Origin of the sequence: Burkholderia sp. AU27893, assembly GCF_002223205.1 — a bacterium.
In the GTDB taxonomy this organism is placed as follows: domain Bacteria; phylum Pseudomonadota; class Gammaproteobacteria; order Burkholderiales; family Burkholderiaceae; genus Burkholderia.
Genome location: NZ_NKFD01000001.1, coordinates 2500993 through 2513089, shown reverse-complemented (window position 1 = coordinate 2513089; position 12097 = coordinate 2500993). Strand labels below are relative to the sequence as shown.

Annotated in this window: 10 protein-coding genes; 7 read left to right on the top strand and 3 right to left on the bottom strand. The window is 66.7% G+C overall.

All coding sequences use genetic code 11. The annotated features are described in order from the left end of the window. Nucleotides 1–80: 80 nt before the first annotated feature. Genes CFB47_RS11865 through map form a run of 3 tightly spaced genes read right to left on the bottom strand, consistent with a single transcriptional unit; the run spans nt 81 to nt 5541 of the window. Nucleotides 81–2087, bottom strand: coding sequence for a pseudouridine synthase (locus CFB47_RS11865; RefSeq protein ID WP_089461233.1), 2007 nt, complete (start codon nt 2085–2087; stop codon nt 81–83). A 16-nt stretch (nt 2088–2103) separates the two neighbouring features. After that, entirely contained in the window at nt 2104–4680 is a 2577-nt protein-coding gene (locus CFB47_RS11860; protein WP_089440441.1) for a [protein-PII] uridylyltransferase, read from the bottom strand. A gap of 45 nt (nt 4681–4725) precedes the next feature. Further along, complete coding sequence (gene map / locus CFB47_RS11855) at nt 4726–5541, bottom strand: type I methionyl aminopeptidase (protein WP_012328760.1); 816 nt, start codon at nt 5539–5541, stop codon at nt 4726–4728. 378 nt (nt 5542–5919) lie between these two features. Between map and rpsB the strand changes: the two genes are divergently transcribed. From rpsB to CFB47_RS11820, 7 genes are all read left to right on the top strand, one after another. Then, on the top strand, nt 5920–6660 hold the full coding sequence (gene rpsB / locus CFB47_RS11850) for a 30S ribosomal protein S2 (protein WP_006752149.1): 741 nt from the start codon (nt 5920–5922) through the stop codon (nt 6658–6660). A gap of 162 nt (nt 6661–6822) precedes the next feature. Continuing rightward, complete coding sequence (gene tsf, locus CFB47_RS11845) at nt 6823–7704, top strand: translation elongation factor Ts (protein ID WP_089440440.1); 882 nt, start codon at nt 6823–6825, stop codon at nt 7702–7704. 163 nt (nt 7705–7867) lie between these two features. Further along, nucleotides 7868–8581, top strand: coding sequence for a UMP kinase (gene pyrH, locus CFB47_RS11840; protein ID WP_011352459.1), 714 nt, complete (start codon nt 7868–7870; stop codon nt 8579–8581). Between the two features lie 91 nt (nt 8582–8672). Continuing rightward, nucleotides 8673–9233 carry a ribosome recycling factor gene (gene frr, locus CFB47_RS11835; RefSeq protein WP_039342717.1) on the top strand — a complete coding sequence of 187 codons (561 nt, stop codon included), beginning with the start codon at nt 8673–8675 and terminating at the stop codon, nt 9231–9233. Nucleotides 9234–9282: 49 nt separating this feature from the next. Next, nucleotides 9283–10065, top strand: coding sequence for a polyprenyl diphosphate synthase (gene uppS, locus CFB47_RS11830; protein WP_006478494.1), 783 nt, complete (start codon nt 9283–9285; stop codon nt 10063–10065). Next, entirely contained in the window at nt 10059–10880 is an 822-nt protein-coding gene (locus tag CFB47_RS11825; protein ID WP_089461232.1) for a phosphatidate cytidylyltransferase, read from the top strand. Before uppS ends, CFB47_RS11825 begins: the two co-directional genes overlap by 7 nt. Nucleotides 10881–10895: 15 nt before the next feature. Continuing rightward, nucleotides 10896–12092 carry a 1-deoxy-D-xylulose-5-phosphate reductoisomerase gene (locus CFB47_RS11820; RefSeq protein ID WP_089461231.1) on the top strand — a complete coding sequence of 399 codons (1197 nt, stop codon included), beginning with the start codon at nt 10896–10898 and terminating at the stop codon, nt 12090–12092. Nucleotides 12093–12097 lie beyond the last annotated feature (5 nt).

The following is a 12097-nucleotide window of genomic DNA, read 5'->3' as shown; positions in this document are numbered from 1 at the left end:
TTGCCGGCGTCTCGCAGACAAGAAAAAAGCCCGCTTGCGCGGGCTTTCTCATTGCATGGTGCACGTGTAGCCGCCCGCGATCAGAACGTCTCGTCGGCCGACAGATAGCGCCATTGACCCTGCGGCAGTGCGCCGAGCATCACGCGGCCCATCCGGACGCGCTTCAGGCCGATCACGTCGAGGCCCACCAGCTCGCACATGCGACGGATCTGGCGCTTCTTGCCTTCGCGCAGCACGAAGCGCAACTGCTCGCCGTTCTGCCAGCTCACCATCGCGGGCTTCAGCGCGACGCCGTCGAGCTCGAGGCCGTGGCGCAGCTTCGCGAGCGACTCCGCGGGGAAGTGCTGGTCGATGTCGATGAGCCGCTCGCCGAAGCGCACGCGTACCAGGTACTCCTTGTCGATGTCCGACTGCTCGCCGATCAGCTGCTTCGCGATCACGCCGTTCTGCGTCAGCACGAGCAGGCCGGTCGAATCGATATCCAGGCGGCCGGCCGGTGCGAGGGCATGCAAGTGCTGCGGCGAGAAGCGCACCGGCGAATGGTCGCCGCTCCAGCGGTTCGCGCGCGTGATCAGCACGGCAGCGGGCTCGTAGCCGTCTTCCGCCTGGCCCGACACGTAGCCGACCGGCTTGTGCAGCAGGATCGTCACCTGCGCGGCCTGCGCGGCGCTCGCGCGTTCGTCGATCTCGATCTTCTGGTCTGCGCGGACCTTGGTGCCGAGCGTGTCGATGCGTTCGCCGTCGACGAGCACCCAACCCTTTTCGATCCATTCGTCGGCTTCGCGGCGCGAGCACATGCCGAGCTCGGACATCCGTTTCGACAGGCGCATCAGGCCCGATTCGTCACCGTAGTCGACGTCGGCGGCGGCGCGCTTGACCGGTTGCGCGGTCTTGACGGCGCCGAACGAGCGGCGCTCGCCGTCGCGTGCGGGGCGGGCCGGACGGTCGCCGAAGCTGCGCTTCGCACCTTCGCCGGCAGGCTTGTCGCGATACGACGGGCGCTTGCCGTCGTCGGCGCCGGCGCGGCGCGGGCGGGCATCGTCATCGCGGCGCGGCGGGCGATCGGACGATGGGCGACGGTCGCCGAAGCTGCGCTTTGCGCCTTCGCCGGCTGCCTTGTCGCGATAAGGCGCGCGTGCGTTCCCTTCACTGGAACCGGCTCGACGCGGCCGTGAGTCGTCATCACGGCGGGGCGGGCGATCGGACGACGTGCGGCGGTCGCCGAAGCTGCGCTTCGCGCCTTCGCCAGATGCGTTGTCGCGATACGGTGCGCGCGCGTTGCCTTCACTGGAACCTGCCCGACGCGGACGTGCATCGTCATCGCGGCGCGGCGGACGATCGGACGACGTGCGTCGGTCGCCGAAGCTGCGCTTTGCGCCTTCGCCGGCTGCGTTGTCGCGATAGGGCGCGCGTGCGTTGCCTTCACTGAAACCTGCGCGACGCGGACGTGCATCGTCATCGCGGCGGGGCGGGCGATCCGACGACGGGCGACGGTCACCGAAGCTGCGCTTCGCGCCTTCACTGCCTGCGTTGTCACGATAAGGCGCGCGCGCGCCGCCTTCGGCACCTGCACGACGCGGCCGTGCGTCGTCATCGCGGCGCGGGGGACGATCCGACGACGTACGACGGTCACCGAAGCCGCGTTTTGCACCTTCACCGCCTGCGCTGTCGCGATACGGCGCGCGTGCGCCGCCTTCGCCACCTGCACGACGCGGCCGCGCGTCGTCATCGCGGCGCGGCGGACGATCGGACGACGTGCGGCGGTCGCCGAAGCTGCGCTTCGCGCCTTCCCCGGCCGCGTTGTCGCGATAAGGGGCGCGCGTGCCGCGTTCCGCACCGCCGTCACGCGGCGCACGCTTGGCCGGTGCGCGATCGGCGCCCGGGCGCTCGGCGCCCGCGGGAGCGCGCGGCTTGAACGTGCGTTCGCCGGCGCCGGCCGGGGACGCCTTCTTCGGGCCGGCCGGCTTGTCGCCGGCGGGAGGCGTGGCGGGACGCACCGCCTTGCGGGCGACGAGGCTGCCGGAGCGGACAGGGGCGCGGGTCGGCGACGCCGGCTTCGGATTCTTGACGGTTAATTTGGTGCGCATAAACGCTGGGATTCATTCAGACTGCGATCGCACGCAGCAATTCGGTTTCGAGCTGGATCTGCAGGCGGTTGTCGGACAGGCCGGCACCCGCGAGCAGGAAGATGTCCTCGACGCGTTCGCCGAGCGTATTGATCCGCGCCGCGTGGACGCCGATCCGATGCTCGGCGAGTACGCGCGCGATCGAATAGAGAAGGCCCGGCCGGTCGTTGGCCGACACGGACAGGATGTAGTACTGGCCGCGCTCGTCGGCCCGCAGGTCGACGCGCGGCGTGATCGGAAACGTCCGGGACAGCCTCGACAGGCGGCCCTTGGACGGCTCCGGCAGCGGCGCGGTTTCGGTGAGCCGCGACGCGAGTTGCTGCTCGACGAGATTCGCGATGTCGCGATACCGCACGTCACGTTCGGTCTGCGTGACGATGAAGTTGTCGAGCGCATAGCCGTGCCGCGTCGTGCTGACGCGTGCGTCGAGCACCGACAGCCCGTTGCGGTCGAAATACGCGCAGATGCCGGCGAACAGGTCGGGGCGATCCTTGACGTACACGAGCACCTGCAGCGCGTCGCCGATCGGCGACGGCCGCGCGCGCACGATCGCGGTTTCGGCATTCACGTGCCGGTACAGCACGCGTGTCTGCCACGCGATGTCGGCCGCGTCGTGACGCAGGAAGAAGCCGACATCGAGCTGATCCCACAGCGCGCGATGCGCGTCGTCGGGCACGGTCTCGAGACGCAGCAGCGCGAGCGCTTGCTCCTGCCGCGACTTCAGCTCCGAATGCGCATCGGGGTTGGCTCCGCCGAGCACCGCGAGCGTGATGCGGTACAGATCCTCGAGCAGCTTGCCCTTCCACGTGTTCCACACCTTCGGGCTCGTGCCGCGGATATCGGCGACGGTCAGCAGGTACAGCGCGGTGAGGTACCGCTCGTTGCCGACGACTTCCGCGAAGCGCTTGATGACTTCCGGGTCGCTCGTGTCCTGCTTCTGCGCGACCTGGCTCATCGTCAGGTGATGCTGGACGAGCCACACGATCAGCGCCGCATCGTCGCCGGCGATGCCATGCTCGCGGCAGAAGCGGCGCGCATCGGCCATCCCGAGCGTCGAGTGGTCGCCGCCGCGGCCCTTCGCGATGTCGTGGAACAGCGCCGCGACATACAGCACCCACGGGCGCTCGAAGTTGCCGATCAGCTGGCTGCAGAACGGATATTCGTGCGCGTGCTCGGCCACCGCGAAGCGGCGGATGTTGCGCAACACCATCAGGATGTGCTGGTCGACCGTGTACACGTGGTACAGGTCGTGCTGCATCTGGCCGACGATGCGGCGGAAGTTCAGCAGGTAGCGGCCGAGCACGCTCGTCTGGTTCATCAACCGGAACGCGTGCGTGATTCCTTCGGGTTGCTGAAGGATCCGCATGAACGTGTCGCGGTTCTGCGGATCGCGGCGCCACGTGTTGTTCATGATCTCGCGCGAGTTGTACAGCGCGCGCAACGTGCGGGCCGATAAGCCCTTCACGCCGCGGGTCGTCTCGTACAACAGGAACGCTTCGAGGATCGCGTCGGGGTGGCGTTCGAACACGCCGTCGTCGACGATCTCGAGCATGCCCTGCTTCTCGACGAAGCGGTCGGGCGACAGCACGCGCGTGATGCCGCTCGTCGCGGGGAAGAGCTGCGCCTCGATGTTCTGGATCAGGATCGTCGCGAGCTGCGTGACGGCCTTCGCGGCCCAGTAGTAGCGGCGCATCAGCTGTTCGCTCGCGCGCTTGGCCTGCGTCGCCCGATAGCCGAAGCTTTCGGCGGCCTGCGTCTGCAGGTCGAACACGAGCATGTCCTGGCGGCGGCCGGCGATCACGTGCAGCCGCGCGCGCAGCGTTTTCAGGAAACCTTCGTTGCGACGCAGCTCGCGCGCCTCGCGATCGGTGATGAGGCCACGCGTGTCGAGCTCTCGCCAGCTGCTGCCGAAACCGGCCGCGCGCGCGATCCACAGGATCGTCTGCAGGTCGCGCAGCCCGCCGGGGCTTTCCTTCACGTTCGGCTCGAGGCTGTAAGGCGTGTCCTGAAACTTCGCGTGGCGCTGGCGCATCTCGAGCACCTTCGCGGTGAAGAACGCGCGGGCGTCGAGCGCCTCGTGGTAGCGCACCGTGAAGCGTTCGAACAGCGCGGTGCTGCCGACGATGCGGCGCGCTTCCAGCAGCGAGGTCTGCACCGTGACGTCCTGCGACGCCTCCTCGATGCACTGCGCGACCGTGCGCACGCTGCTGCCGATCTCGAGGCCGAGATCCCACGCCATGCCGATGAAGCGCTCGATGCGCGCGTCGAGGGCCGGATCGTGCGCATCGGGCAGCAGCACGAGGATGTCGACGTCGGAATAGGGCGCGAGCTCGCCGCGCCCGTAGCCGCCGACGGCGACGAGCGCGAGCGTCGCGGGCAGCCCGCAGTCGTCCCACACGCGCTTCAGCGCTTCGTCGGTGAGTTTCGACAGCGCGTGCATCAGCGACGCGACGTTCGCCGCGCGGCGAAAGCGCTCGAGCATCTCCGCTTTGGCGGCCTTGAATTCGGCGCGCCGCGACAGCGCTTCGGGCGAGGGGGCTGCGTGAGCGCTCATGGGCGGCCGTTCAGGTGCGGGTGGGGCGGGCTGGCGCGACGGCGCTCAGACGGCGGCGGCCGGTTGCGCGAACACCGGGCGCGCCGGCGTGCCGGCCGACACGGTCAGCACCTCGTAGCCGGTTTCGGTGACGAGCACCGTGTGCTCCCACTGCGCCGACAGGCTGCGGTCGCGCGTCTTGACCGTCCACTGGTCGGGCATCGTGCGGATGTCGCGCTTGCCGGCGTTGATCATCGGCTCGATCGTGAAGATCATCCCGGCCTTCAGTTCGATGCCGGTGCCCGGACGGCCATAGTGGACGACCTGCGGATCTTCGTGGAACACCGTGCCGATGCCGTGGCCGCAGTATTCGCGCACGACGCTGTAGCCCTGCGCTTCCGCGTGCTTCTGGATCGCGTAGCCGATGTCGCCGAGGTGCGCGCCCGGCTTGACCTGGTCGATGCCGAGCCACATGCATTCGTAGGTGGTCTGCACGAGGCGCTTTGCGAGAATCGAACCCTCGCCGACGATGAACATGCGGCTCGTGTCGCCGAAGTAGCCGTTCTTGATCACGGTGATGTCGATGTTCAGCGCATCGCCGTTCTTGATCACCTTCTCGCCGGGAATGCCGTGGCAGATCACGTCGTTGACCGAAATGCAGGTGGCCTTCGGGTACGGCGGGTAGCCGGGAGGCTGGTAGTTCAGCGGCGCCGGGATCGTGCCCTGTTCATTGAGCATGAACTCGTGGCAGAGGCGGTCGAGTTCGGCGGTCGTGACGCCCGCGACGACGTGCGGCGTGATGAAGTCGAGCACTTCGCTCGCGAGACGGCAGGCGACGCGCATCTCGGCGATATCGTGTTCGTTTTTGAGCGTAATAGCCATCGAGGTATGCCTGGAATGCGGTGAATTGACGGATTATCGCACCTTCTGGCAGGCGTCGCAGCCCCTGCCGGCGGTGCGGATGCGGGTTTTCGCGGATTGTCCGGCCGGCTGCCGCGCGGCAAGCGAAAGTGGTGAGCGACTTGAGAGCGGACAAATCGGCGTGCTATACTCTTTGGCTAAGTCGATATCCAATTGCCGCGCTTGCCCCATGTTGGGGCGGCAGGGTGGATGGAAGGCTTACGGCACGGGCGCTTGCACGTGTCGAATCGCAAGCCGGCGCAACCAGGGTGCCGGCCGCGCGGCATTCGCGCCCTTCGGGGTGGGATCGCGCGGCGGTACGGCGGCCGGCTTAAGACCCAACCCTCGTGGAGAATTTACATGGCAGTTACGATGCGCCAAATGCTGGAAGCGGGTGTCCACTTCGGTCACCAGACGCGCTTCTGGAACCCGAAGATGGCTCCGTTCATTTTCGGTCACCGCAACAAGATTCACATCATCAACCTCGAAAAGACGCTGCCGATGTTCACGGACGCACAGAAGTACGTGCGCCAGCTGGCAGCGAACCGCGGCACGATCCTGTTCGTCGGCACGAAGCGTCAATCGCGTGACACGATCGCCCAGGAAGCGCAGCGCGCAGGCATGCCGTTCGTCAACGCACGCTGGCTCGGCGGCATGATGACCAACTTCAAGACGCTGAAGGTATCGATCAAGCGCCTGAAGGACATGGAAGCGGCAGTCGAGGCAGGCGAGCTCGAAAAGATGAGCAAGAAGGAAGCACTGCTGTTCGAACGCGAAATCGCCAAGCTGCAAAAGTCGATCGGCGGCGTGAAGGACATGGGCGGCATTCCGGACGCGATCTTCGTCGTCGACGTCGGCTACCACAAGATTGCTGTCACCGAAGCGAACAAGCTGGGCGTGCCGGTCATCGCCGTGGTCGATACGAACCACTCGCCGGAAGGTGTGGATTACGTGATCCCGGGTAACGACGACTCGAGCAAGGCAGTCGCGCTGTACGCCGAAGGCGTGGCCGATGCGATCCTCGAAGGCCGTGCGAACGCGGTCAACGAAGTGGTCCAGGCCGCACGCGGCGACGACGAGTACGTCGAGGAAAACGCGTAACTGGCCCCGAGCCGGCGCAAAAAGGGGGCTCTCAACAGGCCCCCTTTTTTTAAGCTTGTGCGCCGGACCTGATCGCGCCGAATGGGTGCGGGTCCGGAAACGAATCTCGGCCGTTCGCGTCCAAGCGGGCGGCGTTGTGAATACAGACTCAAGGAGCGAATGATGGCGGCAATTACCGCAAGCATGGTGGCAGAACTGCGCGCAAAGACCGACGCACCGATGATGGAGTGCAAGAAGGCGCTGACGGAAGCCGACGGCGACCTGGCCAAGGCTGAAGAGCTGCTGCGCGTCAAGCTCGGCAACAAGGCGAGCAAGGCGGCATCGCGCGTGACGGCAGAAGGCGTCGTCGCATCGTTCGTCGGCGGCAACGCAGGCTCGCTGGTCGAACTGAACTGCGAAACCGACTTCGTCGCGAAGAACGACGACTTCCTCGCATTCTCGAAGACGGTTGCAGAACTCGTCGCGACGCAAAACCCGGCCGACGTGGCTGCACTGTCGGCGCTGCCGCTCGACGGCTCGACGGTCGACGCAGTGCGTCTTGCGCTGGTCGGCAAGATCGGCGAGAACGTCTCGATCCGCCGTTTCGTCCGTTTCGAAACCGCGAACAAGATCGCCACGTACCTGCACGGCGCGCGTATCGGCGTGATCGTCGAGTACACGGGCGCGGACGAGCAGGTCGGCAAGGACGTCGCGATGCACATCGCGGCCATGAAGCCGGTCGCGCTGTCGTCGGCCGACGTGCCGGCGGAACTGATCGAGACGGAACGCCGCGTGGCCGAGCAGAAGGCTGCGGAATCGGGCAAGCCGGCTGAAATCGTCGCGAAGATGGTCGACGGCAGCGTCCAGAAGTACCTGAAGGAAGTGTCGCTGCTGAACCAGACGTTCGTGAAGAACGACAAGCAGTCGATCGAGCAGATGCTGAAGGCAGCCAATGCCGCAGTGCAGAAGTTCGCACTGTTCGTCGTCGGCGAAGGCATCGAGAAGCGCCAGGACGACTTCGCCGCCGAAGTGGCCGCGCAAGTCGCAGCAGCAAAGCAGCAGTAAGCCGTAAGCAGTCAGGCAGTATCCGCGGCGGGCGTCCGCTCCGCCGCGGTCGGCGCCGCCGCCGGCCGGCCGGGAAACCCGGTCCGACCGTCGGCGCTTGCCCGAATCAGTATTTCGCCCCTACAGTTCGTGGTTGTCATCCTCTCGTCGCTCGGAAGCCCCTATGTCCAATGCCTATAAACGCGTCCTCCTCAAACTCTCCGGCGAAGCGCTGATGGGCGACGATGCCTTCGGCATCAATCGCGCGACGATCGAACGGATGGTGGCCGATATCGCCGAAGTCGTGCGTCTCGGTACGCAGCTCGCGGTCGTGATCGGTGGCGGTAATATTTTCCGCGGTGTCGCGGGTGGCGCGGCCGGCATGGACCGCGCGACGGCAGACTACATGGGGATGCTCGCGACGATGATGAACGCGCTGGCGCTGCAGGACGCGATGCGCCACGCCGGCATCGAGGCGCGTGTGCAGTCCGCGCTGCGGATGGACCAGGTCGTCGAGCCGTACATCCGGCCCCGCGCGATCCGCCAGCTCGAGGAAGGCCGCGTCGTGATCTTCGCGGCCGGTACGGGCAACCCGTTCTTCACGACGGACACGGCCGCCGCGCTGCGCGGTTCGGAAGTGGGCGCCGAGGTCGTATTGAAGGCGACCAAGGTCGATGGCGTATATTCTGCCGATCCGAAGAAGGATCCGTCGGCCACGCGTTACACGACGATCACTTTCGACGAGGCGATCAGCCGCAACCTGCAGGTGATGGACGCGACCGCCTTTGCGCTGTGCCGCGACCAGAAGCTGCCGATTCGCGTGTTTTCGATCAACAAGCCGGGCGCGCTCAAGCGCATCGTGCTGGGCGAGGACGAAGGTACGCTCGTCCACGTGTAAACTCCCGCGGATGCGGGCCATCGGCCGCGGCGCATCCGCTGCGCCGGGCAGGGCCCGTGTTATTTGAAGGTTAGAAGGTTCGGAGGTTGAAATGAGTGTCGCTGATACCAAGAAGGGCGTCGAGCAAAAGATGCAGCGCTCGATCGAAGCGTTCAAGAACGATCTGGCAAAGATCCGTACGGGCCGTGCACACACCGGTCTGCTCGATCACGTGCAGGTCGACTACTACGGCTCGATGGTGCCGATCTCGCAGGTCGCCAACCTGACGCTCGTCGATGCGCGCACGATCGGCGTGCAGCCGTGGGAAAAGAACATGGTCGCGAAGGTCGAGAAGGCCATTCGCGAAGCCGACCTGGGCCTGAACCCGGCCACCGCCGGCGACCTGATCCGCGTGCCGATGCCCGCGCTGACGGAAGAGCGCCGCCGCGAGCTGACCAAGGTCGTCAAGAGCGAAGGCGAAACGGCCAAGGTCGCGATCCGTAACCTGCGCCGCGACGCGAACGAAGCGCTCAAGAAGCTCGTGAAGGACAAGGAAATCTCGGAAGACGACGAGCGTCGTGCAAGCGACGACGTGCAGAAGCTGACCGACAAGCACGTTGCCGAAATCGACAAGCTCGTGCAGAGCAAGGAAGCCGAGATCATGACGGTCTGACGACCGTCCTCGCGCGCCGCCTTCTTCCCGCATTACTGTCTCAACGGCCATGACCTATACCAGCTCTACCGTTCGCGTGCCTGACGTCGGCGTCGTGCCGCGTCACATCGCGATCATCATGGACGGCAACGGCCGTTGGGCGACCGAACGCCGCTTGCCGCGCGTCGCGGGGCATACCCGCGGCGTCGATGCCGTGCGGGCGGTGGTCGAAGGCTGCGCGCGCGCCGGCGTCGAATACCTGACGCTGTTCGCGTTCAGTTCGGAGAACTGGCGCCGTCCGAACGACGAAGTGTCGTTCCTGATGCGCCTCTTCATCACCGCGCTCGAGCGCGAGGTCGGCAAGCTTCACGCGAACGGGATCCGCCTGCGTGTCGTCGGCGATCTCGACCGCTTCGAGCCGCGCATCCGCGAGCTGATTCGCCGCGCCGAAACCAAGACGGCGCGCAATACCCGTCTTACGCTCACCATCGCAGCCAACTACGGCGGCCGGTGGGACATCCTGCAGGCGACGAAGAAGCTCGTCGAGCAGGCCGTGCGCGAGGGTCGCGAGGTCGAAGTGACCGAGGACGCGTTCGCGCCGCACCTGGCGATGGCCTATGCGCCGGAGCCCGATCTCTTCATCCGTACCGGTGGCGAGCAGCGCGTCAGCAACTTCCTGCTGTGGCAACTCGCGTACGCCGAATTCTATTTCACCGACAAATACTGGCCGGATTTCGACGGCGCGGCGCTGGCCGACGCCATGGCGTCGTATACGGAGCGCGAGCGCCGTTTCGGCCGCACGAGCGCACAGCTCGAACCGCAATCGCAGAACGCCGACTCCCTTTCATGCTGAAAACCCGTGTGATCACGGCGATCGTGATGCTGGCGGTCCTGCTGCCGGTGACGCTGTTCGCGCCGCTCACCGCGTTCGGCGCGCTGATCGGCGTCGTGCTCGTGTTTGCCGCGTGGGAATGGGCGCGACTGCTCAAGCTCGGCGGCGTCGGCCCGGTCGTCTATGCAGTCGTCGCGGCGCTGGCGCTCGCGGCAACGGCGCCGCTCGGCGTCGATGCGGCTTCGTCCCGTCCCCTTTTCATGGCAGCCGGCGTGTTCTGGCTGCTGGTCGGCCCGTTCACGCTGCGGCGCAAGCCGGCGCTCGCGGGCGGCGTATGGCGGCCGTTCCTGCTCGCGGCCGGCCTCGTGGTCTTCGCGGCCTGCTGGCATGCGCTCGTCGCGGCGCGTGCGCAGGGCGTACCGTTCGTGCTGTCGCTGCTTCTGGTCGTCTGGCTCGCCGATATCGGCGCATACTTCGCCGGCAAGGCGTTCGGAAAGCGTAAACTGGCCATCACGATCAGCCCCGGCAAGAGCTGGGAGGGCGCGATCGGTGGCTGGCTCGCCGTGATGGTCGTCGCCGGCGTCGCGATGGTCGCGCATGCATTCGAGCCGACCCTGTTTTCCGCGTTCGCCGTGCGCTACGGGATGCCCGGCGCATGGGCCGCACTGACGCTGCTGGTCGCATACAGCGTGATCGGCGACCTGTTCGAATCGTTGCTGAAGCGGCAGGCGGGCGTGAAGGATTCGAGCGGACTGCTGCCAGGCCATGGCGGCGTGCTCGACCGTGTCGACGCGCTGCTGCCGGTGCTGCCGCTCGCGATGCTGCTGCTTGGTTAAACCACTCATTCTGTTATGCAAAAACGCCTGACATTGCTCGGTTCCACGGGCTCCATCGGAGACAGCACGCTCGACGTGGTCGCGCGCCATCCCGAGCGCTTCTCGGTCTATGCGCTGACCGCACACCGCAACGGCGACAAGCTGGTCGAGCAATGCCTGCGCTTCGCGCCCGAGGTGGCGGTGGTCGGCGATGCCGAGACGGCCGCGCAGGTCGACGCGAAGCTGCGCGCGGCGGGCAGCAAGACGACCGTGCTGCACGGGCCGCAGGCGCTCGTGGACGTGTCGAAGAGCGACGGCTGCGACACGGTGGTCGCGGCGATCGTCGGGGCGGCCGGCATGGCGCCGAGCCTCGCGGCCGCGCGCGCCGGCAAGCGCATCCTGCTCGCGAACAAGGAAGCGCTGGTGATGTCGGGCGCGATCTTCATGGACGCCGTGCGCGACCATGGCGCGATCCTGCTGCCGGTCGACAGCGAACACAACGCGATCTTCCAGTGCATGCCGCGCGACGCGGCCGAGCATGGCGGGATCTCGAAGATCATCCTGACCGCGTCGGGCGGCCCGTTCCGCACGCGCGAACCGGCCACGCTCGTCGATGTGACGCCGGATGAGGCGTGCAAGCACCCGAACTGGGTGATGGGCCGCAAGATCTCGGTCGATTCCGCGACGATGATGAACAAGGGCCTCGAGGTGATCGAGGCGCACTGGATCTTCGGGCTGCCGGGCGAGCGCATCGACGTGCTGATCCACCCGCAGAGCGTGATCCATTCGCTCGTGTCGTATCGCGACGGCTCGGTGCTCGCGCAGCTCGGCAATCCCGACATGCGCACGCCGATCGCGCATGCGCTCGCGTTCCCCGAGCGTGTCGATGCGGGCGTCGAACAGCTCGATCTCGCGCAAATTGCCCAGCTGTCGTTCGAGAAACCCGATTGCGCGCGCTTCCCGTGTCTCGCGCTTGCGCTGAAGGCGCTCGAGGAAGGCGGCATCGCGAGCGCCGCATTGAACGCGGCGAACGAAGTCGCGGTCGAAGCGTTTCTCGAGCGTCGCATCGGCTTCATGGCGATTGCGGCGACGGTCGACGCCGTGCTCAACGCGCTGCCGAACCGTACGCCCGACGGGCTCGAGGATGTCCTGGCGGCGGATGCCGAGGCACGCCGCCTCGCCGCCGAGATCATTGCGAAAGCGCCTGCGCCACGCGTGGAGCGCACTGTCTGAATGGA